Consider the following 23,776-nt stretch of genomic DNA (forward strand, 5'->3'; position numbering starts at 1 on the left):
TTTGATAATTATACCTCTCTGTTTAATGTTTATATAATGTAGCAATAATGATGACTTTATCTCGTGATATAGCGTTATAGGGTAGGATAGTCACCACTTTCAATAAATATGTTTAGAATATTATCTTAAATAGCCTATTTCTATAGGCTATTTGACAAATATCATTTTTTTGCAATGGTATTTATTCTACCCGGTGAAAACTCACTAATTCAGGTTGTGCAATTCGGTGATAATCTTGAGTGTTAAGAATCACAGAGAGTTCAAGGCTGCCGGCATTAAAAGCCAGTTCATCGAAACGTTCAAACAATAAAGGGTCTGCGACTAGTTTCAGATCTGGATGGAAACTAAAAGGTGGAATAGCGCCAAACACACATTGAGTCAGTTCAAAAACTTCTTTAGGGCTTGCCAGTGAGGCGCGGTTGCCACCGATCTGTTTTGCCAGTGAAGAGAGGTCGGCTTGTTGATCCGCAGGTAGTACAGCGAGTACGTATTGACGGAATCCTTCCCCTTTAACATGGCAAACTAACCCTTTTGCTCCTTGTCCAAGTTGCGTACCACGGATTTTTGCAACTTCTTCGGAACGTCCGGCGGTTGGATGTTCCACCACCCGATAGCTGGCATGATGATTATCGAGTAATGCAGTCAGGCGGTTAAATATTTCGTTAGAGGGCAAAATAAACTCCTAAGTAATAATCTTGTGAATTGATATATTAATCTTATCGATTATTGTATTTATTATATTGCTAATTACATATATTACCAATAGGGAAAATTATCAAATACTATTTTAATAAACATCATCTAACTCTACCGATGTATATATTTATATTTTTTGAATTATGTGGTTTAAATAGAACTATTATTTATGTTTGTTGCAAGAGCAATGATCTGTAGTTCCATTAGGTGATTTTTAAATTTTAATTTTCATATATTTTCATTCTAAAACTATTTTAATATTAAGGAATTATCAATGATGACTACGACTTTTTTTATGGCATCAGTAAATATGTTTGGTGCGGGTTGTTTGGTTAAAGCGATAAATACGATGAAAGTTGATGGTTACAAACGAGCATTGATTGTGACTGATCGTGTTTTAAGTAAAATTGGAGTGGCGGCAAAAGTTCAAGCTCTATTATCTGATGTTGATATTGAGAGTGAAATCTATGATGGAACCCATCCGAATCCGACGACAGTTAACGTTGAGGAAGGTTTGGATATTCTGCGTCAGCATAATAGTGATTGCGTTATTTCTTTAGGCGGTGGGTCGTCACATGATTGTGCAAAGGCGATTGTGTTAGTCGCTGCTAATGGAGGAGATATCCGGGATTATGTAGGTATTGGTCGTTCATCTAAACCGCATTTGCCATTAATCTCTATTAATACGACTGCGGGTACTGCGTCAGAAATGTCACGTTTCTGTGTCATTACCGATACTGAAAGCCATATTAAAATGGCCATTGCTGATAAGAAAATAACACCTGTTTTGTCTGTGAACGATCCAGAATTGATGGTGGGAATGCCGAAAGGGTTAACCGCCGCAACCGGAATGGACGCAATGACTCATGCGGTTGAAGCCTATGTTTCTACTGCGGCTAATCCAATAACGGATGCTTGTGCACTGAAAGCAATCTCGATGATTAGTTACTCTTTACGCCAGGCAGTTGCAGATGGGAGCAATATAGAAGCACGTGAAAACATGGCCTATGCACAATTCTTGGCGGGCATGGCGTTTAATAGTGCATTACTGGGGTATGTTCACGCCATGTCTCACCAATTGGGTGGCACTTATGATTTACCACATGGTATATGTAATGCTGTTTTGTTGCCGCATGTTCAAGAGTTCAACGCTAAAGCAGTTGCGGGGCGTTTGAAAGATATCGCCGCCGCAATGGGGGTAGATGTAAGCGCTATGAATGATCAGCAAGGGGCTGCGGCATGTATTGCTGAAATTCGTAAGTTATTAAAAGATATTGGCATTCCCGCTGGTTTGGCTGAATTGAATGTCAAACTAGAAGATTTACCAGAGTTAGCAACTAATGCCTTGAAAGATATATGTTGTTTGACTAATCCGGTTCAGGCTACCCACGAGGAAATTGTTGCAATCTTTAAAGCTGCTATGTGATTTATAAACGTTCATTTCGTGTAGATATCTATACCTAATTGGGCGGGGAGCAGTCATTAAAAGGAGACGTAGATGTCTACGTCTCCTTTTAGTCGTTTTTCGTGCAGAATGTTTATATTGTCAGGCGACCTCGTAGCATGTTACGGGTTTCAATGGACGATTGACTAAATAGATCCCCGATACTATTGCGGAATGTTTGATTCACTTCAACTGCGCGAATGGACGGATGGACATTCACTGCTTCTGATTCCAGTTGTGTTAAACGGGATAAAATATATGTGTTGTTCCTTTCAACAATACCTGCCGCCGTGTTAAGTTCCCAAGTGTGACAGTCGATTGAATAAGCCTTATGAGCCAGATTTGCTAGTCCCGCCGTTGTTGCAACAGTATTAAAACCTACAGATACCCATCCTAAGATATTAGCGGCATTAGCATTACGGTCTGCCATAGAAGAGGCCGCTGTTCCCAGAGTGAGTCCCGTTGAAGTTGCATCAAATGGTATTGCCGGTAAGGCTAAACTCCAACGTCTGTTGGAACGTCTGGCAAACTGACCAAATTCGAGAGGTACTGACCCGATAACACCGACACCCGCGCTGATTGCTTGGGTACCACTTCGTGCCGATCGCATCAATGAGAAAGCACTGGCCCCAACGCTCAATATTTTCAACCCTACACTAGCCCAATTTGATGTGTGAGATGTTTCTGATAATAGGATTGATTCAATTCCTATCGTATTAGCGGCCAACTCAATCACTGGCGCAGTGACGGCAAGGGCACCGGTAGAAGTCATGGCACCGAGAATTCCGCCGCCTGCAATTAAGCCCGCACTAATTGCCGCTCTGTCGCCCAGAGATACAATGCCCACAATGGTACTGATTGCACCGAGTGCAATGCCTAATGTTCCCCCTGCACTAAGATGGCCATTCAAATCAATCCGGTTTATGGGATCACCTTGACAATACGTATAGGGATTAACCCCTCCCTGTCCAAATGGACTCCAGCTATCCGGGCTGTGAAATCTCATCAGGATGGGATTGAAAACGCGATATCCGTTACCTAAAAAGTACCATCCGGTTACCGGATCGATCTGTGCACCATTCAAACCCGGTAACGAAGATATTAAGCTTCTGAAGCCATAAGGTGTGTAGGACAAAGATGTTAATTCACCTTCGTGCTGACTTGCCACAATCGTGTTACTGTGGTCATTGACGTATTGGTAGTAGGCTGACTGGCCTTTTGTTGTACTTTGATGACCAAGCCGTTGCTTATCACTACTCAACCAAGTAATTGTTTCATCACCTAACTGAACATTAGTCACTTTACCTGAAGCATAATATTGACGATTAACCGTGCCATTCGCTAAAATCTGTGTGGTTAACTTATTTAGTGCATCATATTGGTAGCTACACACCAGGTTCCCTTGACGGTCTTTAACTTCTACCAGGCGATTATTTTGGTCGTAAATGAGAGTCTGCCCTTTCTCATCACGTATCAGGTTACCGTTAGCATCATAATTTAATTTTATCTGGTGCTTGCCGTTGGAAATACAGATAAGTTGGGTTGGATCAAGAGCACTGAAATAATAGTTGATCGTCTCTTTACCATCTTGGTATATGTTATCAAGCTGTTTAATATTTCCCCATTGGTCATAATGGTAAATTTGCTGAGTTAATACACGACCTCTGTGATCAACTGGCGGCTGCTCTCCCTCGCATTGGTACTGGTTTAGACGCTGGTTTTTATCATATTGATAATGTTCTTTTTTCATCACCACTCCATCTATGGTGGTGATACGTTGTCTAATTTGATTATTCTTTGTGTAGTCTAAAGTGATAATTTGCATTGAGAAGTTACTAATTAGTGTACGCTTTATTTCCCGATCAAAATCATCGTATTCGATTCTCGTGACTAACTGGGAGAATGATTCCGAGTCCTTTATTGTCGTTGTCACCAGTCGGCCAATAGAATCATATGTCAATGTAGCGGATTGTAAACCTTGCTGCACTGTCACTAATTTTCCTGCGTTATCGTAGCCATAAATATGCTCATGACCAAAGCTATCTTTATGACGTTGAATCAAACCGGACATTGTATAAAGATAATCGCCTGATGAAATGGGTTTATCAGCCTGCGAAAGTGATTCTCGTTGTAATATACCTGATGGGAAATAACTGTAATTGCTTTGGGATACCGAATCTGACGCAGACAATAATGCGCCAGTTTTTGTATGGTAATGAAAATTTTGTTGGTTTGTTTCTGTCGTAAATTTGGACATTACACCACCAAGATCGTACAGATAATCTATATTTTGTTTGTTATGCGAAGGAGTAACAGATTGAATAGGTTTGTTACCTTGAGCACCATACAAATATTCTGATTTGCGGCCTCCCACGGTGTCGCTTATTACGCGCCCAAGACCATCATAGACTAATGCGCCCAATTGTGTTCCATTAACATTCAACGACGAAATTAATTCTTCATGGCTAAAGTTCGCATAGGTAGGTTCTAATTCTGTCCCGTCTGGAAGGGTTTTTTTTACTATACGGTCAAATACATCGTAGGCTATTTGTGTAACATGGCCTTCTGCATCGATTTCACTCACAAGGCGACCAAATCCATCATAGTGGTAGGTGTGAGAGCTGTATACCGTTTCTGTATTTGGATAAACGATTTTGATCGAATCAGGTTGCCCAAAGTTATTTTTCTGAATATGCAATTTACCCGGTACTTCCGACGTATATTGAATAATTGTTCTTGCAACAGGATCATGTTCTTCCATGTCGATTCGGTTGTAATATCGGTCATCGTTAGTAACGGAATGGTTCCCCCAAATATCGAATGAATATTTTTTTATTGTTATCAAAGGTGAGGGAAGACGGATCAGAGGATCCGAAGATAAATCCCATGACCAATCATATGTGCGTTCTTCGGACAGTTGTCCGAAAATATTATATCTTCTGGTAAGGACTGTACGATATGTACCTTTATAAATTCCCGATGTTTCCCAGGTACCGTCATCATCCTGTTCTTCAATCGAACAAATGCGTCCCATACCATCGTAATGGGTTTTACGTCCGACACCTTGAGAATCAATTTCTGTCATCACCGGCCAGGAATTATTATCGTTATCACCGGGATGTTGATAAGAATAACTACGTTTAACTTCTTTTGTTGTGCTGGGGTTGATAATTTGTTCAGTAACTCGACCCAAGAGGTCATAAGATTGATCCGTAATGACATGGTTCACATCAACCTTGCTAAGTTGCCTCTGCGTATAAATGGAGATCACAGTTCTCGATTGCATACTCGTACCATCGAAGCCTGTTACCGTCACGTTTGTGGCAATGGTGTTTGTTGCATATTCATGTTTAAATGTCGTTACAGTTTGTTTATTATTCATCACCGAAGTTATTTTCGCCAACAATCCATGAATTCTACTTTCAGGTGAATTCATATAGGTAAAAGTTTTCACTATCTTGTCATATATTGTTTCTGAAGCCTTGTTGACATATTCATTAATATAAGTGTCAGTAAAAGAGGGTAATTTTTGATATGTGTAGTGAATGACTTTATTCTCTACATCTTGAGAAGTGCCAGGTGCTCCTTTTTGTGTCACTGATTTTAAAAATCGAGAAAAACCTAGCGGATCAGCAGGACAGTTATTTCCTTCTCCGTTGACAGGGTAATAAACATATTCTTTCTGTATCCCACTTGTTTCAGTAATATTTAAGATGTTACCCCAATCATCACTTTTAATATTGACGACTTCTTCGCGTGAAGTATTTGTGATCCAGTTGAAATGACGAGTTACTATACGAGATGGTTGATGTAAATTTTCTGGTTGTTCGGAAAAATCTTTCGACAAATCTTCGTTATATTTAATTTCTGTTATAAATATTATCCCATATCCTCTCTTTGCTTCTTTGATCATTAGATGGAATTTATTAAAAACTCTCTCTACTACTATATTATTTGACTGTTGCTGCATTTCAATTGAAGAATAATTATATCTTCCAGTGACCAGATACAAATTATCTTGGTTAGAATCAAAACTTGTTCTGCCAGAAGAATATCCTAAGAAATTGTGTGATAGGTGATATTCATAGAATTTGTTGATTTCCGGTTGCCCATTACCGGGTTGGATCGTTAATGCAATAGCGCAAGGAATAGATTCAGTATCTGTAACTTTAAGTCCTTCCTCTTTATAACGCACCAGTTCAACATAACCTGTTGGAGTACGAAAACTACTAATAACGAGAAATATTTCTTGTAGTATTTGATAGGTTATCTTAAATTTTTCAGAAGCAATAGGGCCTGAAGCATCATAAGGTTCAGTAACGGTAATAAGATGGTCATTTAGATAATCAAATGATATCTTAGCAGATATATTATTATCTTCAGGATATTCAATGGAGGTACAATTATTTCCATCGTAATTGAATTTAAGATATGTCTCCCCGGTGATGCGATATTTTATCTTAGTCAGATCAAATCTTGCATTATAAGAAAAATCAAATGCTTCTCCATTAGGAAATTCAAGTGAAATTGTTTTCGCAATATCACTTGTTCCAATTTTTTTAAGTGTTTCTATGATGCCACTTTTATTAATAACGTAGAAAGTATTACCGTCAAGTTTATATACGCGAAGATCTTTTAATTTTTTATCTTTAAAGCTGATATCGTGACCGTTAGGAGGAAATGGTTTACATTTAAATTGTTCCCCACTTGCTCTGCGAAATGTGAGTGTTTTTACATCTAATGTTGTTAATGAAAATCGCCAGCCAATACCAAATCCATTATTTAAAGTTGTTAATGGTGAAAATGATAGGCTGAGTGTCTGCTCAAAATTATTAATATTGTTGGGCCTTAACGTGAAAATATTAATATTTGCACTATATTGACCTGTTCTTGGATCTACGCCAGAATTAATATAAGATCCAAAATTAAATGCATTGGAATATATATCATTAGCATTCATTTTTAATTTCCTTTTTAATTAAGGTTATGGTCAGGTAAAATTTTTTTAGTCATTCATGTAATAATGGTAATATAGCCATTCATATATGGATTAAGAATGCCAATTTCCCTAATTGTAAAAATAGTCTAATAAAGATACATCACAATAATCATAATTAAGTATTTTTAATATTATTAATTAGATGAAGGTTGTTGCATCATAATTGAAAATTAATTTTAGTGATTATGTTAATCTATTTATAAAATAATTAATCATATTATATTTATCTGATAATACTAAGATAGCTTTGCAAAATAATCGATTACGTTGAGGGAATTCAATCTAGTTTTAGCAATCTGATTAATTGTCAAATCAAAAAATATACTAACTAGATTGAATTATTTCTATTATAACATTTATACTCCAAAATGAACGATGGTTGTATTTCTTGGATATGGAAAAACAGCTAATAAAATCATTGGTTGTTGGCCTGCAAGAGGAGAAATGGGTGATTCTTTTCTAACTGGTTTTTACCCTTTTCATCTACCGGAAAAGGGCGGTGGATCGCGGTTACAGGGGACAACGAAAAATATAAAATTGTATGTATCCGCTGTACCTATTTCGTTGGGCGTGATTAATAAAATAACCTAACGAAATAGGCTGTTAATTATTCTTTGTTCACGTTAATGATGCGATCTTGTTTAGGATAAGCAATAGGAGATTTTTCAGCGAAATATTTCATTACTGCATCAACGTCAGGCACGCTATATACAGGATCAATACCTTCGTTAAACACAGAAAAGTTACTTCCCCCTGTTGCTAAAAATTCGTTAGCAACCACACGGTATTTTCGATTGAATTCAACAGGTTCACCATTGATTTTTATTGAGCTGGCAATAACACGATCGCCTATTGGTTTGGTGCTATCCCACTGATATTCAAAACCATTAGAAACCGCTAAAACTTGCGAACGTGAACGGTCCCATTGTTGTTCCAGCAGACGTTTAATTTGTTCGCCGGTTAGTGTCTTAGTTAATAATATATTAGAGAATGGCTGAACAGCGTAGATAGCATTGTAAGTTATCTCACCGCTAGTCATGTCAGCACGAATACCGCCGCTGTTCATAAATGCAATTTGGGCGCCGCCACTCTCTTTAGATGCAGCAGTATACAAATGTGCATCTGCAATCACTTTACCCAGTGAAGATTCACCAGCGCGATTAGTTTGCCTATTCAGGTCGCTATCCAACTTACCAATGACCCGGTTTGCCAATGGAGCGGCTATTTTTTCATATGCATCCAATATTTTAGTTACTTCTGGATCTTTTTCATATTTACGGTTATCAACCCAAATATTTTTTGCTTTAAAATCCACAATATCCTTAGTGTATTTGTCTAGTTTTAGATCCAAATTGGTTATTAACGCGCCGTTAGCTTGTGCGGAAGTGACTGGCTTACCATTAACCACACAGTTGTATGCTTGATGCGTGTGACCAGTAATGACGAAATCAATTTCTTTATCCAATTGGTTAACAATGTCTAGAACCTTACCGGTTAGATCATTACAGGAATTCACATTAATACGCTTTCCATCACGTTTCTGTTCAGCGCCTTCATGAATCAGAACACCTATTGCTTTAATACTTTGTTTCTGTAGTTCAGGCACTAAAGCATTAATGGTTTTAACTTCGTTAGCAAAGCTTAAACCTTCGGTTCCTCTTGGTATCACGATCTCTGGCGTACCTTCCAGAGTCAGACCAATGAAAGCCACCGGAATGCCTTTAAATTTTTTAATGATATATGCAGGAAATAGGGTTTTACCCGTTTGATTGACGGTGACATTTGCTGCCAGGTACTGAAATTTCGCCCCGGTAAATGGTTCTGGCCCCTGACAGCCAGTCATAGGATGACAGCCGCCATTCTGTTTACGCAGTAGTTCATCCTTACCTTTATCAAACTCATGATTACCAACGGCAGTTGCTTCCAAACCTACTTTGGATAGCGTTTCAATCGTTGGTTCGTCATGGAACATTGAAGAGAGTAATGGGCTTGCACCGATCATATCACCAGCACCAACGACAATATTGTTAGGGTTCTCTTTCTTTAGTTCCTTGATTAGCGTGGATATATGTTCAATGCCACCTGATTTGTTGGGATCTGATGCTTTCAGGGCGCCATGAAAGTCATTCATAGCCAGGACACGAACATCAATAATATCTGTTTTATCGTGACCGGGTTTAATGACACATCCGGTCAATAGGGCACTGCCAATCGCCAAAAAAATTAATTTATACTTATTATTCATCTTATTATCTCTTGGTATTGAGTTCACGTTTTGGACAGTCAATCACTTTTAAGTCTTTGCTGTAATAAATGTAAAACTCATCACGATTGATCTGAATGGTTTTATCTTTAATATGGTACTTCGACGAACAAAAGCAGATTATTGTACTTGGAAATGGCAAAACGTTTATCTAAACCAACAGTGTAAGTCTGTTTTTTATAATTAAAGGTATTTGTATTTACATCATGCAGGTAGTAACCCGCATATAGACTACTTTCGATGCGATTCCAGTGCTATTTCACATCAATACCATAAAAATCCATTTTCTAAATAAGATCGGTTCTTGTGGGGGAAGATTTTGATCTTAAAATAGGCAATTAGTTCAATCTTTTATCCAGAATTCAGGTTAGTAATTCAAATCCTATTTGAATGAAACCTTTTCTTACTGAGAAGGTTGTATTTAAATGAAATCATATAAATTTTAAAAAACCATTCGGGCCAAATACCTATCTTTTTATTTAATGTGGAATTAATTGTCTCCCCACAAACCTATTAATGGGCTGTGTCTAAAAGTAACAGCCGATTCGCAAATCGGCTATTTTGGGGTGAAGTTGTTTTTCAATGGTGAAGCTGGTGTAAATGGAAAATAAATTGTATTGACGGGATAAAAACCTGAAATTAACTTGTCTTCTGCCTTATCTTTGTCGTAATCGACGAATAACACAGCTAAGATCCAGCTCTTGATCCTGTAGTAGAACCATTAGGTGATACATCAGATCTGCTGCTTCATTCGTTAGCTCTTCTCTGTTATTAACTACCGCTGCCAAAGCAGTTTCTACTCCTTCTTCACCCACTTTCTGAGCGATTCGTTTCGTACCGCTGGCATATAATTTTGCGGTGTATGAGTGGTCAGGGTCGGCTGTTTTGCGACTTGCCAGCAATTTTTCAAGCTGATAAAGAAATCCCCATTCAGTTTGTGCCGGAGCAAAGCAACTGCATGTACCAAAGTGACAGGTAGGGCCGATTGGATCTGCGAGTGCCAATAGGGCATCATTGTCACAATCAGGATAGATGTTGACCAAGTTAAGAAAATGGCCGGAGCTTTCACCTTTGGTCCACAGACGTTGTTTACTGCGGGAAAAGAAAGTGATTTTGCCTGAACTGATAGTTGTATTCAGTGCTTCTTTATTCATGTAACCCATCATTAGGACATCGCCGGATATAGCATGTTGCACAATAACCGGCATCATATAAGCGACTTTTTCCCAATCCAGTTTTTCGATTTGTTGTACGGTCAGCAAGTTCTTATCTCCACGCCTTGTTGTGAAAGGTACTGTTTTAATTCACCAATATTGATAATGTGTTTATGGAATACAGATGCTGCTAGTGCTCCATCGACATTTGCCTGTTTAAAGGCATCAAGAAAGTGTTCTGGTGCGCCTGCGCCGCCAGAGGCAATAAGAGGGACATGACAAACCTCGCGCACCTGTTTTAGTTGAGCCAGATCATAGCCATTGCGAACACCATCCTGGTTCATCATATTGAGTACGATTTCACCTGCACCACGGCGTTGCGCTTCTTTTACCCAATCGAGGGTTTGCCATTGAGTAGCCTTTGTGCGTTTTTCGTCACCGGTAAACTGATAAACCTGATAGCGGCCTGCACTTTCATCAAACCAGGTATCAATCCCTACGACGATGCATTGAACGCCATAACGATCGGCTAAACGGGTAATTAAGGTAGGATCAGTCAGGGCAGGGGAGTTGATAGAGATTTTATCTGCCCCAAATGAGAGGATTTGCCCTGCGTCTTCGATGGTTTTGATTCCACCGGCAACGCAAAAAGGAATATCGATCACTTCCGCAACTTTGGCGACCCAACTTTTATCAACTACCCGTCCATCAGATGAGGCGGTGATATCGTAGAAAACCAGTTCATCTGCCCCTTCCTCCGCATATCGTTGAGCGAGTGGCACAATATCGCCGATAGTTTCGTGATTGCGAAATTGAACACCTTTAACCACTTGCCCATCACGAACATCAAGGCAAGGAATTATGCGTTTTGCCAGCATTGAATTGCCTCCGTCAGGGTAAATTTCTCATCAAGTAATGCACGACCAATAATAACCCCGGCTACACCGCTGGCAGGCAGAGAAGCGATATCATTTAATGTGCCGATGCCACCTGAAGCCTGAAATGCGATTTGTGGATAGTATTGGCAAATTGACCGATATAATTCGACATTTGAGCCAGTTAGCGTGCCATCGCGGGAAATATCGGTACACAGTACATATTTCAACCCGTAAGGCAGATATTGTTTAATAACTTGTTCCAGAGTGATAGCAGAATTCTCCCGCCAGCCATTGATGGCAACCTGTTTCATGCCTGTATCGTTGATACGGACATCCAGCGCCAGCACAATATTTTCCGCACCATAATGTTTAAACCATTGGATAACTAGTGCCGGTTGTTTTATGGCGATAGAGCCAATGACGATCCGGTTGGCCCCCGCATCAAGCAATGTTTTCACATCTTCTTCTGTACGGATGCCGCCGCCAACTTGAACAGGTATAGAAACCGCTGCAAGTAATTTGCGCAGTAAAGGGATCTGGCGGGCGGATGGATCTTTAGCACCGGTTAGATCGACCAGATGGAGCAGTTTTGCTCCCTGTTGTTCATATTGTTGAAAATGAGACAGAGGATCGTGCTTATAATCCCGTTGTTGAGCATAGTCCCCCTGATGTAACCGTACTACTTTGCCATCAATCAAATCTAATGCCGGTATAATCATTGTGCTTACATCTCCAGAAAATTCTTTAATAGTCTGGCTCCGGCTGCACCGGAACGTTCAGGGTGAAACTGTACGCCAAAGAAATTATCTTTAGTGATTGCACTGCTGAAAGTGTTGCCATATTCGGTTTGCGCAATGGTGTAAGTATTCACTGGGATCGCGTAGCTATGGACAAAATAAAAATAGGTATTGTCTGCAATACCACGGAATAACGGGTGTCCCGCTTTTGGCAAAACTTGATTCCAGCCCATATGTGGCAATGGAAGCCCATGAGTAGCCATTTTTTGGACGGGGGAATCAATAATTTCGAGTAGGGTGACATTATCTCCTGCAACATTATCGCTTTCTTCGCTGGTGGCAGCGAATAGCTGCATGCCAAGGCAAATACCTAACACAGGTTGGCTAAGTACTTTAATTAACGGTATAAGCTCCCGTTGTGTTAATTGATCCATTGCGGCGCTGGCAGTGCCGACGCCAGGCAAAAGTAATTTATCTGCTGCCAGGATCGTCGCTGCTTCTTGGCTGATTTCAGGTTGATAGCCTAATTTTCGGATGGCATAAGCTACCGATGACAAGTTGGCGCAGCCAGTATTGAGAATGACGATTTTCATCACAGAACCCCTTTGGAACTAGGCAATGTATCGCCTTCTATCCGAATCGCCTGACGTAGTGTGCGGCCAAAGGCTTTAAACAGGCTTTCTGCTCGGTGATGATCGTTGCTGCCTTTCGTTTTCAGATGCAGCGTACAGGCCATTGCATAAGAGAGTGAACGAAAGAAGTGTTCAATCATTTCAGTACTCAGATCACCCACCCGCTGGTGTTTGAATTCAGCTTTATATTCTAGATGAGGGCGACCGGAGATATCGAGAGCACAGCGGGCAAGGCATTCATCCATTGGCAACACAAAACCAAAGCGGCAAATGCCTCGTTTATCTCCCAAAGCCAGCTTCAATGCTTCCCCCAATGCCAGACCGGTATCTTCAACGGTGTGGTGATCATCAATACAGAGATCGCCTTTAACCTGAACATTTATGCGGAAACCTCCGTGGGTGGCAATCTGATCCAACATATGGTCAAAAAACCCGACGCCGGTATTGATATTGCTGCCGCCTTCACGGTCGAGCCAAACGTCAATATTGATGGATGTCTCTTTAGTAACACGTTGAATATGAGCGTGGCGATCTTTACGGGTCAGTTGTTCACTAATGGCGGACCAGCCAAAGTTTTTCGGATGATAACGTAATCCCTGAATGCCCATATTTTTTGCCAGTTGCAGATCGGTTTCCCGGTCGCCAATCACATAGCTGTTAGCGGTATCCATCAAGCTTTCTGCCAGATATTTTTCTACGAGTTTGATTTTTGGCTTACGGCAATGACAGTTCTCTTCTGGTTTGTGAGGGCAGATTAAAACTTCATCAAAATGGATGCCTTGAGAACTGAAAATCTGCATCATCAGGTTATGTGGCGGTTCAAACTGTTCTAATGGAAAACTGTCTGTGCCAAGACCATCCTGATTGGTGATCATAATTAGCCTGAACCCCGATTTTTGCAGGGCAAGTAGCGCAGGAATAACCTCGGTTTCCAGTGCCAGTTTATCCAGACGGTCAACCTGAAAGTCTGTTGGTGGTTCAGTGATCAGCGTACCATCCCGATCAATAAAAAGGAGTTTCTGGTTCATCAGTTTGTTGTCTCCTTTGGTTGTTCATTTATAGTGGAAAGGGCGCTGATGGCTTCAACCACTCGCTCACACTCTTTACGGCTGCCGATAGTGATCCGCAGGCAACCCTCTAAACCAGGCTGTTTGCGCTGGTCGCGCAGGATAATGCCTTGATGCCATAATGTTTTGAAAACAGTTTCTGCGTCATAGAATTTCACCAATATGTAATTGGTTTCACTGGGAAATACCTTTTCAACGATAGCCAATTTATTCAAGGCTTGTTGCAAATAATCGCGGTTCTTCCTGGTCTCAATGACGCGTTTTTGCATAACGGCGATGCCTTTTGCTGTCAGTGCTTGTGTTGCAATATCCGCAACGGGAGTAGAAAGCGGGTAAGGTGCAATCACTTTTAACAACAGAGTGATGATATCCACAGATGCGAGAGTAAATCCACAGCGCAGACCGGCTAAAGCAAAAGCTTTCGAGAGGGTTCGCAAAATGACTAAATTTGGATAGTTTTTTAGCCAGCTTGCGATACTATTTTCCGGGCAAAATTCAATATATGCTTCATCGATAGTGACAATTGCACGATTGGCGGTCAGTTCCAGAATTTTACGCAATGAACCAGGATTAATTGAGTTTCCTGTTGGATTATTAGGGCTACAGATATAGATCAATTTTACCCGGTCAAGGTTATTTTCGATCGCTTCGATATCCAGTTGCCAATTTTCCAGTGCGGCAATTTTCTTTTGTTCGACACCAAAAGTTTCAGCGCTGACACTGTACATACCATAAGTCGGAGGGCAAAACAGAACCGCGTCTTGTCCGGGTTCACAAAATACGCGGATGAGAAGTTCAATGGATTCATCAGCACCCCGACAGGCTAGCACTTGCTCAGGTTGTAATCCGACATAAGCGGCATAACGACGGATAACCGAGGCTGGCTGGCAGTCAGGATAACGGTTTAATGTTTGCTCAGTGCATTGGAAATCAGGCGCTAGTGGGTACTCGTTGGCATTCAACCAAACATCACCCTTGCCGCCAAGGCGACGGGCAGACATATAAGGTGTTAATTTGCGGATATTTTCTCGTGCCAACAGATTGGCATCAAAAATGTTATTCATATTCACTCCTTATCTGCAATATTCAGTGCAGCTACACGTAAAGTGACGGCGTTTTTATGGGCAGTCAATTGTTCTGCTTGCGCCAGTGTTTCAATGGTCTGAGATAGGTTCAGTAGCCCTTGTGGCGTCAGTTGCTGGATCGTCATACGTTTTAGGAAATCTGCCAGACCAAGGCTGGAATAGGTTGAAGTGTAGCCGTAAGTTGGTAATACGTGATTGGTTCCTGATGCATAATCTCCCGCAGATTCCGGCGACCAGTCACCGAGGAAAATGGAACCGGCGCTAGTGATTTTTTCAATCAGTTGTTCTGGCTGACGGGTTTGGATAATCAGGTGCTCTGGGCCATAGCGGTTGCTGATTTCTACGCACTGTTGCAGGCTTTTTGTCACAATAATCCGGCTGTGCGCTAGTGCTTTGGCGGCAATCTGGTTGCGAGGAAGCAGGGTAAGCTGTTTTTCGATTTCCGCTATCACTTTCCTGGCTAACGTTTCATCAGGTGTAACCAATATCACTTGTGAGTCAGGGCCATGTTCTGCTTGTGAGAGTAAATCGGCAGCCGCAAAAACGGGGTTTGCCCCCGCATCGGCGATAATAAGCAGTTCCGATGGGCCAGCAGGCATATCAATGGCGGCACCATCTACGCGCTGACTAACTTGTCTTTTGGCTTCGGTAACATAAGCGTTACCTGGACCAAAAATCTTATCTACTTTGGGTACGGATTCTGTTCCAAATGCCATAGCGGCAATGGCTTGAGCGCCACCAATCTGGAATATTTCCGTAATTCCACACAGTGTGGCCGCATAGAGAATTTCATTGGCAATCGGTGGTGGGGAACAAAGTACAACTCTATGGCAACCCGCTATTTGAGCAGGTGTTCCGAGCATCAAAACGGTAGAAAGTAATGGTGCAGATCCGCCGGGGATATAAAGCCCGACAGAATCAATAGGTTGTGTTACTTGTTGACAATAGACCCCAGGTTGGGTTTCTACTTCGATCTTTATAGGTTTTTGCGCTTCGTGGAAGACGCGGATATTATTCATTGCCCGTTGCATTGCCTGTTTAATGTCGTCATTCAGGCTGTTTTCCGCGGCGGCGATCTCTTCCGGCGAAATACGGATATTTTCAATAACCATTTTGTCGAAACGGCGGCTGAATTCACGCAGAGTGTGATCGCCATATTCTTTTACCGCATGCAGAATTTGTTCCACTGTACGGGAGATTTCTTCGGAAGCTGAAATAGCAGGGCGTGTCAGTAAAGCGCTTTGCTGTTCATCATGGCATTCCTGCCAATGGATCAGGGTATCGAAACGGCTAGTCATTTTCGTTTACTCCATCATCTTTTCAATTGGTAATACTAAAATGGAGCTGGCGCCAAGGGATTTAAGTTTCTCCATCGTTTCCCAAAACAGTGTTTCACTGCTTACCATGTGCATGGCAACGCGGTTCTGATCCCCCGCCAGCGGTAGAATCGTTGGTCGTTCTGCCCCTGGTAGCAGAGCAATCACTTCTTCCAGCTTTGCACTTGGTGCGTGCAACATGATGTATTTGGATTCACGGGCCTGAATCACCCCTTGAATGCGAGTCAACAGTTTTTCAATCAGTTGCTGTTTATCAGCGGGCATTTCACCATCACGTTGAATAAGACAAGCTTTGGAACGGTAGATAATTTCTACTTCCCGCAGGCCATTCGCTTCCAGTGTTGCGCCAGTTGAAACCAGATCGCAGATAGCGTCTGCTAACCCGGCGCGCGGGGCAACTTCAACTGAGCCATTTAGCAGACAGGATTTAAAGTGGACTTTTTTCTGATCGAGATAACGTTTTAACAGATGAGGATAAGAGGTTGCGATACGGGCATTTTGTAAACATTCGACGCCAGTATAATTGTAGTCTAGAGGTGCGGCTAATGAGAGGCGACAGGTGCCGAAATCAAGACGACGTAAAGTGAAATAACGTGGATCTTCTCCTTGAGCGCGACGGTTTAATAGCTCTTCTTCCAGCACGTTTTCACCGATAATACCCAGATCGACAACGCCATCCATAACCAGCCCTGGAATATCGTCATCACGTACTCGCAAGATATCAATTGGCATATTCTCTGCGAATGCAATTAGGCGCTGTTGTTGCAGATTAATTTTAATACCACAGCGAGCCAGTAATTCTCGTGAATCTTCGCTTAATCGGCCTGATTTCTGCATTGCGATACGTAAACGTGATTTATCTAACATTTTTATCCCCACTTAAAATTGTAAACATAAAAAAACCCCCGGAAGGATTCTTCCGAGGGTTTTCATCGCATTCATGCCACCGGAAGACCCGCTAAACGTCTTCCAGCACACAACCGCCTGAAAGACTAATCAGGATGATGATGGTGGTAATGGCTAAATTGAATGCGGATCATAATGGTTTCTCTTTATTTATTATTGCTATTGGTGACTGTTTGCTGCCAGTTGTTTTTATTCATTGACCAGCAGAGGTTAAATTTTTTGCTTGCCATTCAACCTATACGATTTGATGGCCTAAAAGCAATCTATTTTTTTAACAATAAATTTATATTGTAATAGTGTTTTGTTTTTACTCGAAATATTGCTCTCTATGAGAGAGATACAGTACCAATAATAACAGTGGCTTAATGTTCGAATTATTTGCATAATCAAAATAATATCAGGCATATAAGGAGTGGTGATGAAAAAAGTTTCCATTATCGGTCTGGGGTGGTTGGGGATGCCATTAGCCAAGGCATTGAGTCGCAGTGGTATGCAAGTTGTTGGCAGTAAAACGACGCCAGATGGTGTAGAGGCAGCACGTATGTCTGGTATCGAATGTTATTTGTTACAACTGGAACCTCAGATCAATTGTGCGCTTGATGATTTAGAGCAACTGATGGTAGCCGATGTGATGATCATCACTTTACCGGCAAGCCACACGGCGGGGGGCAGTTATAACTATGTTAAGGCAGTTCAGTTAATTGTCGATACCGCTCTTTCATACTCCGTGCCAAGGATTATTTTCACCAGTTCTACCTCTGTTTATGGTTTTGTTGCTGGCAATCTCAATGAAGATGCGCCTTTTTGCCCTGAAACGCCTTCCGCTCAGGCATTGGTTGAATTAGAGAATTGGTTGCACAAACTACCAAATATTTCCGTTGATATTTTACGTTTAGCCGGTTTGGTAGGCAGTGATCGTCATGCCGGGCGTTTTCTGGCGGGCAAAAAGGACGTTAAAGGGGGGAATCAGCCGGTCAATTTAGTTCATCAGGATGATGTGATTTCAGCCATTAACTTATTAATTCAGAGGAGTAATGGTGGGCATATTTATAATTTATGTGCGCCTGTTCACCCAACTAAAGCTGAATTTTACCCTAAGGCCAGTAATCAGCTTGATTTAGTTCCACCTGAGTTTTCCAGAGAAGAAACTCAGGTGCGCAGCAGAATTGTTGATGGCAGCCGTATTTGCCAGGAGTTAGGATTTAAGTATCAATATCCCGATCCTAGATGGATGCCAATGAGCTGATTTTTCTCAACTTAACTCAATCATGACAATTTCTTTGAACGCTGGTCTTTCTGCCATTAATTGATACCAGCGTTCAATATTTTGCAGAGATGGACGTTTGATTGGGATGTTAAGCCAAGGATAAATCATGGGGCCTAATGCAATATCAGCCATGCCAAATTTATCACCAGAAAGATATTTCTGTGCTGCCAGGGTGTTATTGAGCACTTTCATCAGTTTTTCGATTTCAGTCAGGGTTTGTTCTATTTGTTTTTGATCCCGCTCTGCTTCAGGTGTGCGAATAAAACCTATCACGAGTTGTTTGATATGAGGAAACAGGTGTGAACCAACCCAATCCATCCATTTATCGGCATTAGCTCTTTCCTGTAAATCTTGCGGATAAAGCACATCTTTGCCAAATTTCGCTGCAAGATAACGAACGATTGCATTAGATTCCCACAGGACAAAATTATCTTCTTGCAAACAGGGGATTTGCCCATTCGGATTCATTTTCAGATATTGCGGGTCGTCCAGTTTGCCAAATTTACCACCAATATCTACCTGATTATACGGCACATCGAGTTCTTTCAGACACCAGAGCACTTTTTTTACATTGGAAGAGTTTTTACGGCCCCAAATGGTCAGCATGGGCTTCTCCTTGAATTAGAATAATAATAAAGTCGGTTATTTGCTACCAATATGCTTTATTGGATTACATGAAAACCAATGATCAGCACAATCTTTACACTGTTTATGTTGGTTTCTTATCGTACAACATTTTATATTAATAAGAATTTGACATTTTTTCTTATTAAATAAAGGGGAACGATGATGAAGAAAAGTTTGGCGATGACGATGAAATGTGTTATTGCGGTGCTGACAGTAGCATCAATGGTAGGTGCCAGTGTTTATGCATCGGATGAACCTGTCGTTCCACCAGTGGACGCTAGAGCTTATGTGTTAATGGATTATGACAGCGGTAAAATCCTGGCGGCGGGTAATCCTGATGAGCGGCTCGATCCAGCCAGTCTGACAAAAATTATGACCAGTTATGTTGTCGGTCAGGCGATAAAAGCGGGAAAAATCACGCCGGAAGATATCGTTACTGTGGGAAAGGATGCTTGGGCGACGGGTAATCCCATATTGAAAGGTTCTTCTCTCATGTTTCTTAAACCCGGTGATAGGGTAAAAGTGATCGATTTGAATCGCGGCGTTGTCATTCAGTCTGGCAATGATGCCAGCATTGCTTTAGCTGATTATGTGGCGGGTAGTCAGGATGTATTTGTTAGTCTGATGAATAATTATGCAAAAGCACTTGGGTTGACTAACACCCATTTTCGCACGGTTCATGGATTGGATGCTGAGGGCCAATTCAGCACTGCGCGTGATATGGCGATATTGAGTCAGGCTATGATCCGTGATGTGCCTGATGAGTATGCCCTGCATAAAGAGAAAACATTCACCTTTAATAAAATCCAACAGCCTAACCGTAACCGATTGTTGTCGAATAAGAATATGAATGTTGATGGTGTGAAAACAGGATATACCAGCGGCGCTGGTTATAACCTGGTTGCTTCAGCGACAGAAGGACCTATGCGGTTGATTTCTGTTGTGCTAGGTGCGCCAAGTGATCGGGTTCGTTTCGCCGAAAGTGAAAAATTACTTGCATGGGGACTCCGTTTTTATGAAACAGTGACGCCCATTAAAGCTAACGAACCGTTTGTTTCAGAAAAGGTTTGGTATGGAGATCGTTCAGATGTTGCTCTTGGCGTGGAAAAAGATGCGGCAATCACCATTCCTCGTGGGCAGCTAAAAAACCTGAAAGCCAGTTACACGTTAAATCAGACGCCATTGACAGCGCCTTTGGCGAAAAATCAGTTTGTCGGCGTGATTAATTTCCAATTAGGGGATAAGGTGATTGAACAACGTCCTTTGGTAGTTAAAGAGGCGGTGGAAGAAGGTGGCTTTTTTAGTCGCATTTGGGATTTGATTGTGATGAAGGTGAGTGGTTGGTTTAAGGCGCTTTTTGGTTGATTGACGTCAATGTGTGGTTTATGCGGCGGGTTGGATGGAGTTATATTCTTCCTTGCTTAGGGCGCGGCATTTTGCCGCGCACGTTTTACACTTATTTTTTTTCATCCAGAGAGCAACGTTTGTTGTTTTTTACAGCAGATCCGTTGTACCGGCCTTTGAATAACAAGACACCATCAGGTTTATCTTGCCAGTAAGCCCATAATTCAACCTCAGTTTTAACATGATGACCAATATTTTCGTAGCGAATATGTGTAGGTGATAAACCTCGATAATTGCGGGTTGATGTTCCTTCATATCGGAGTTCATAGCTATTAGCGAATCCTGTTAAATCGCCACTTCTGAATAGAATACAGGTTGCTACGTCATGAAACTCTACCCATCCATTAAGCGGTTTATTTTCACCTTCAGTTTCTATTTCAAAGACAATGACATTTTTGCCAGTTTCAGTTTTACCAAATACCATCAGTTTTCCATCTTCAATGGGGCGCAATAAGGATATTGAATTTTTTTCTGGATCTATAATCAAACCACCATATTCAACCCCATTGACATTGGCTGTGTAGTTGGGAAAACGACTAACATTGCCTCCGCCGAAAATAACAAGAGGTTCCTGATGATTTGAAACATCAAGTTCACCAGCAAAAGGCCGGACAGCATCACCGTCAGAAAAAATCTTTTCACTTTCTCCAGTGCCAATAGCACCGTATATTTCTATTTTACTGTTCCAGGCAACTTCATCTTTTGCTATGGGAACAACAATGAGATTCTCAGAAACTAAGATCGGTGGAGACTGGTAAGTAATCCCCTCAAAGATAACATCATAAACATCAAAAAATTCAACACTGCCCTCAACAAATTTGACGGCTCTATGCCATGCTCCATCGTAGAAATAATCTGTTGCATAACCTGAGGATGGCTTTTTAATACGTTGGCTTTCTTCTGACATTTTATCACCTATTATGAAGAGAAATGAGTGAGAGAAAAATAGATATTCAAGCATTAAAAATAGTAGTAAGCATTATTGATATTTGTCAAGAAAATGGGTTTTGATTGGGTTTTTATTATTCTATAGGTAATATTAGATAGGAAATTAATTTGTAGAAAATTAAAATATCCATGTTCAGAAATAGATTTAATATAATTGTTTTAATATGTTGTTATTGGGTGTGTTAAATATATGATCAATAAATTTATTAGGGTTAATTTTAGGTCTATTATTGTTTATTTGAAATGATTTTTAAATTCATTGAATATAGATTAATGACACCGAAATAGCATTATTGAAATAAGATATTATTTATTAATTATCGTGAATTCAAAACGGTGTTGTGAGAACAGGCAGAACCTTGTGATTAAGGACCTGCCTGGAGAAGGGAATCTCTGGTAGAAAATACTGTTAGCTTTTACTCAACATCAGCTTTGTTCTACCAGAGAAATACTACACTCAATTTCTATTGTAGCAATAAGGAATTAGGTGCAGCTATCTAGCAATTTATGACTTTATATTAAGAAGCCAACAATGTTGCGTTGTAGATATAATTGTAACCACCAGGAGAAACCGCTGATGAAGAAGTTATATTTACACGTTTGTTATTACTGCAAGCGTTCAGAAGAAGATGATACAGTGCAGCACCTCTGTAGTCCTGCGCATTCCACCATAACAGATAGTTAAATTTGCCGTTAGGGAATTGCATAGTTACAGTCACTTGTAATTGGTTTTGATCAGGTGCAGCCTGAACTGAAGTTACTGTACCAACAGCGAAATAGTAATTAGGAGTTGGAGAAGTGTTTTCAGGTTTATTTTCTGTTACCGCTTCATTAGAAGAAGGATTTGCATAGTTCATCGTGTTAACCTTTTAATTTAATGTAATTGAAAAATAGAATTTTTTTACCAAAATGTGCAGAACAGTAATTTGTCCGCCGAAGAAATATAAGATAATTGGTAATTGTAATCTATACTAAAAGTTTATCTGTGTTATATAATTATTGATGCTGTTAAAATGTTGCCAATAATATATTTCCTCTAAATGGTTATAATAATCAAAGGTATCACTCTAATCAAAAAATAATATTGATATTTATTTCGTGCTGTTGAAATGGAAAAATTAATAATCTGTTCCAATAGGCATTATTTATGCAGGATGTTCTTATAATAGAGTGTGGGTAAGAAATAAGCTGTAGGCATTGAAACGAACAGTCAGTATGTAGTGAATGGTTTAAATTTCTGTTTTCTAGTTAATATTCAGATAAAACATTATGAAATTATTATTATCCTATAATATTTCGCATGGATATATATAACTACAATTTTTGAAATTAATTAATTTGAATCTATTTTAATGTTAATAGTGCCTGGGCATATGATATTTTATTAATAATTATATATTGCGAATGTTATTGATGTAATTACATATGTTGTTAATTGTTCACAGTGTACAATAATGGGATATTGTTATGCCTTGTTTTTTTAAGATTGAGTAGGGGCTGTGTTCTATCCTAAAGGTGGTTTTTATAAGAAATGTTTTCGAACGAAATTAAATTTTTATAATAATATATTGATGTTGTCTGTTTGAAATAGATAACTGGTTAATTAATTATAATTTTTTGGAGTTTTATTTTATATTATTTTTATGCATTTATATTTTTATATTAAATACAACCAGGCAGGCAGAGCGTTAATATTACGCTCTGCCTCAAATAGGGTAAAATGTGCTGTTGTAAAAGTCAGCTTCATTATACCACAGAAATGTTGTGCCAAACTCCTATCACAAAAGTACTGTATGTTGCGATTAATGAAACCGCTTCAATCAGATTGCGTTTCTATTAGGAATCTATTATTTGGCTCAAGCATTTCACAGGCGATTATTTTACATAGAGATTTCTACGCAATTAATATAATCGCAACCGAGAGGACCAACTTTTCCTACGGTTCCTATTTTCACATCTTTCTTCGCGCAAAGCGCTTCCATTAGGACTTTATAAATCGCCATGCCTCTATTATCTAGCAGATTCCATTTTAAAAGCATTTCTTCAGATGTGCCATCAAGCATTAATACAGTCACCATGACTTGCATAACTTTGTCTGGCATAACTTTCATTGCAATGACTTTACAGCTACGTAACATTACGTCGTCTACCATATCTTTGTCTTTGATTAAAGAAGGATGCATGTCGTTAATCATAATATAAACTCCAAAATATAAATTAATTAATAAATGACTTATATTGTCTCTGAATAATTAACGGAAAACCGTTTGTTTGAGAAATATAAGGTGGTTGGTACTTCTACTATAAAAGCAATCTACATAAGAAATTTTTT

At 40.1% G+C, this 23,776-nt stretch carries 19 protein-coding genes and 1 other annotated feature; of the genes, 3 read left to right on the plus strand and 16 right to left on the minus strand.

Features of this window, described 5'->3' with window-relative positions:
* Positions 1-181: 181 nt before the first annotated feature.
* Positions 182-673, minus strand: coding sequence for a YbaK/prolyl-tRNA synthetase associated domain-containing protein (locus tag B0X70_RS08030; protein WP_217471253.1), 492 nt, complete (start codon positions 671-673; stop codon positions 182-184).
* Between the two features lie 297 nt (positions 674-970).
* On the opposite strand from B0X70_RS08030, the gene yiaY reads away from it, so the two are divergent.
* Positions 971-2,122, plus strand: coding sequence for an L-threonine dehydrogenase (gene yiaY / locus B0X70_RS08035; RefSeq protein WP_217471254.1), 1,152 nt, complete (start codon positions 971-973; stop codon positions 2,120-2,122).
* A gap of 112 nt (positions 2,123-2,234) precedes the next feature.
* Here the strand turns inward: yiaY and B0X70_RS08040 are convergent, their stop codons facing one another.
* From B0X70_RS08040 to hisL, 11 genes are all read right to left on the minus strand, one after another.
* Positions 2,235-7,100, minus strand: a complete 4,866-nt coding sequence (locus B0X70_RS08040; RefSeq protein ID WP_217471255.1) for an RHS repeat domain-containing protein — start codon at positions 7,098-7,100, stop codon at positions 2,235-2,237.
* A 646-nt stretch (positions 7,101-7,746) separates the two neighbouring features.
* Positions 7,747-9,384, minus strand: a complete 1,638-nt coding sequence (locus B0X70_RS08045; protein WP_217471256.1) for a bifunctional metallophosphatase/5'-nucleotidase — start codon at positions 9,382-9,384, stop codon at positions 7,747-7,749.
* A 674-nt stretch (positions 9,385-10,058) separates the two neighbouring features.
* Positions 10,059-10,664, minus strand: a complete 606-nt coding sequence (hisIE, locus tag B0X70_RS08050) for a bifunctional phosphoribosyl-AMP cyclohydrolase/phosphoribosyl-ATP diphosphatase HisIE (protein WP_217471257.1) — start codon at positions 10,662-10,664, stop codon at positions 10,059-10,061.
* Positions 10,658-11,434, minus strand: a complete 777-nt coding sequence (gene hisF / locus B0X70_RS08055; RefSeq protein ID WP_217471258.1) for an imidazole glycerol phosphate synthase subunit HisF — start codon at positions 11,432-11,434, stop codon at positions 10,658-10,660. Before hisF ends, hisIE begins: the two co-directional genes overlap by 7 nt.
* A complete protein-coding gene (gene hisA / locus B0X70_RS08060; protein ID WP_217471259.1) occupies positions 11,416-12,153 on the minus strand; it encodes a 1-(5-phosphoribosyl)-5-[(5-phosphoribosylamino)methylideneamino]imidazole-4-carboxamide isomerase in 738 nt (245 codons plus the stop codon). The genes hisF and hisA overlap by 19 nt, the downstream gene beginning before the upstream one ends.
* A gap of 5 nt (positions 12,154-12,158) precedes the next feature.
* Positions 12,159-12,764 carry an imidazole glycerol phosphate synthase subunit HisH gene (gene hisH, locus B0X70_RS08065; protein ID WP_105395572.1) on the minus strand — a complete coding sequence of 202 codons (606 nt, stop codon included), beginning with the start codon at positions 12,762-12,764 and terminating at the stop codon, positions 12,159-12,161.
* A complete protein-coding gene (hisB, locus tag B0X70_RS08070) occupies positions 12,764-13,831 on the minus strand; it encodes a bifunctional histidinol-phosphatase/imidazoleglycerol-phosphate dehydratase HisB (protein ID WP_217471260.1) in 1,068 nt (355 codons plus the stop codon). The genes hisH and hisB overlap by 1 nt, the downstream gene beginning before the upstream one ends.
* Entirely contained in the window at positions 13,831-14,934 is a 1,104-nt protein-coding gene (hisC, locus tag B0X70_RS08075; protein WP_046395506.1) for a histidinol-phosphate transaminase, read from the minus strand. Before hisC ends, hisB begins: the two co-directional genes overlap by 1 nt.
* A 2-nt stretch (positions 14,935-14,936) precedes the next feature.
* Positions 14,937-16,253 carry a histidinol dehydrogenase gene (gene hisD / locus B0X70_RS08080; protein ID WP_217471261.1) on the minus strand — a complete coding sequence of 439 codons (1,317 nt, stop codon included), beginning with the start codon at positions 16,251-16,253 and terminating at the stop codon, positions 14,937-14,939.
* A 6-nt stretch (positions 16,254-16,259) separates the two neighbouring features.
* A complete protein-coding gene (gene hisG / locus B0X70_RS08085) occupies positions 16,260-17,159 on the minus strand; it encodes an ATP phosphoribosyltransferase (RefSeq protein WP_046395504.1) in 900 nt (299 codons plus the stop codon).
* Positions 17,160-17,185: 26 nt separating this feature from the next.
* Positions 17,186-17,309: a sequence feature (His leader region), on the minus strand.
* The gene (gene hisL, locus B0X70_RS25935) at positions 17,285-17,332 is read right to left on the minus strand and encodes a his operon leader peptide (protein ID WP_109791964.1); all 48 of its coding nucleotides are present in this window, start codon (positions 17,330-17,332) and stop codon (positions 17,285-17,287) included. Its footprint overlaps the feature before it by 25 nt.
* 284 nt (positions 17,333-17,616) lie before the next feature.
* Between hisL and B0X70_RS08095 the strand changes: the two genes are divergently transcribed.
* Positions 17,617-18,444, plus strand: coding sequence for an SDR family oxidoreductase (locus B0X70_RS08095; RefSeq protein WP_105395576.1), 828 nt, complete (start codon positions 17,617-17,619; stop codon positions 18,442-18,444).
* A 6-nt stretch (positions 18,445-18,450) separates the two neighbouring features.
* Here B0X70_RS08095 and B0X70_RS08100 read toward each other — a convergent pair whose 3' ends face one another.
* Complete coding sequence (locus B0X70_RS08100; RefSeq protein ID WP_217471262.1) at positions 18,451-19,071, minus strand: glutathione S-transferase family protein; 621 nt, start codon at positions 19,069-19,071, stop codon at positions 18,451-18,453.
* A 180-nt stretch (positions 19,072-19,251) separates the two neighbouring features.
* Here B0X70_RS08100 and B0X70_RS08105 point away from each other — a divergent pair, with 180 nt between their 5' ends.
* Complete coding sequence (locus B0X70_RS08105; RefSeq protein ID WP_181150184.1) at positions 19,252-20,457, plus strand: serine hydrolase; 1,206 nt, start codon at positions 19,252-19,254, stop codon at positions 20,455-20,457.
* Positions 20,458-20,548: 91 nt separating this feature from the next.
* On the opposite strand, the gene B0X70_RS08110 is transcribed toward B0X70_RS08105, so the two are convergent.
* From B0X70_RS08110 to B0X70_RS08120, 3 genes are all read right to left on the minus strand, one after another.
* Complete coding sequence (locus B0X70_RS08110) at positions 20,549-21,403, minus strand: hypothetical protein (protein WP_046395501.1); 855 nt, start codon at positions 21,401-21,403, stop codon at positions 20,549-20,551.
* A gap of 559 nt (positions 21,404-21,962) precedes the next feature.
* A complete protein-coding gene (locus B0X70_RS08115) occupies positions 21,963-22,301 on the minus strand; it encodes a hypothetical protein (RefSeq protein WP_046395500.1) in 339 nt (112 codons plus the stop codon).
* Between the two features lie 1,023 nt (positions 22,302-23,324).
* A complete protein-coding gene (locus tag B0X70_RS08120; RefSeq protein WP_036780034.1) occupies positions 23,325-23,639 on the minus strand; it encodes a hypothetical protein in 315 nt (104 codons plus the stop codon).
* Positions 23,640-23,776 lie beyond the last annotated feature (137 nt).

The sequence above is a fragment of the Photorhabdus akhurstii genome (assembly GCF_019090985.1).
Lineage (GTDB): Bacteria > Pseudomonadota > Gammaproteobacteria > Enterobacterales > Enterobacteriaceae > Photorhabdus > Photorhabdus akhurstii.

Coding starts and splice junctions, on each gene's coding strand:
- yiaY (WP_217471254.1), top strand. CDS start 971: ATGATGACTACGACTTTTTTTATGGCATCAGTAAATATGTTTGGTGCG.
- B0X70_RS08040 (WP_217471255.1), bottom strand. CDS start 7,100: ATGAATGCTAATGATATATATTCCAATGCATTTAATTTTGGATCTTAT.
- B0X70_RS08045 (WP_217471256.1), bottom strand. CDS start 9,384: ATGAATAATAAGTATAAATTAATTTTTTTGGCGATTGGCAGTGCCCTA.
- hisF (WP_217471258.1), bottom strand. CDS start 11,434: ATGCTGGCAAAACGCATAATTCCTTGCCTTGATGTTCGTGATGGGCAA.
- hisA (WP_217471259.1), bottom strand. CDS start 12,153: ATGATTATACCGGCATTAGATTTGATTGATGGCAAAGTAGTACGGTTA.
- hisH (WP_105395572.1), bottom strand. CDS start 12,764: ATGAAAATCGTCATTCTCAATACTGGCTGCGCCAACTTGTCATCGGTA.
- hisB (WP_217471260.1), bottom strand. CDS start 13,831: ATGAACCAGAAACTCCTTTTTATTGATCGGGATGGTACGCTGATCACT.
- hisC (WP_046395506.1), bottom strand. CDS start 14,934: ATGAATAACATTTTTGATGCCAATCTGTTGGCACGAGAAAATATCCGC.
- hisD (WP_217471261.1), bottom strand. CDS start 16,253: ATGACTAGCCGTTTCGATACCCTGATCCATTGGCAGGAATGCCATGAT.
- hisG (WP_046395504.1), bottom strand. CDS start 17,159: ATGTTAGATAAATCACGTTTACGTATCGCAATGCAGAAATCAGGCCGA.
- B0X70_RS08095 (WP_105395576.1), top strand. CDS start 17,617: ATGAAAAAAGTTTCCATTATCGGTCTGGGGTGGTTGGGGATGCCATTA.
- B0X70_RS08100 (WP_217471262.1), bottom strand. CDS start 19,071: ATGCTGACCATTTGGGGCCGTAAAAACTCTTCCAATGTAAAAAAAGTG.
- B0X70_RS08105 (WP_181150184.1), top strand. CDS start 19,252: ATGATGAAGAAAAGTTTGGCGATGACGATGAAATGTGTTATTGCGGTG.
- B0X70_RS08110 (WP_046395501.1), bottom strand. CDS start 21,403: ATGTCAGAAGAAAGCCAACGTATTAAAAAGCCATCCTCAGGTTATGCA.
- B0X70_RS08115 (WP_046395500.1), bottom strand. CDS start 22,301: ATGAACTATGCAAATCCTTCTTCTAATGAAGCGGTAACAGAAAATAAA.
- B0X70_RS08120 (WP_036780034.1), bottom strand. CDS start 23,639: ATGATTAACGACATGCATCCTTCTTTAATCAAAGACAAAGATATGGTA.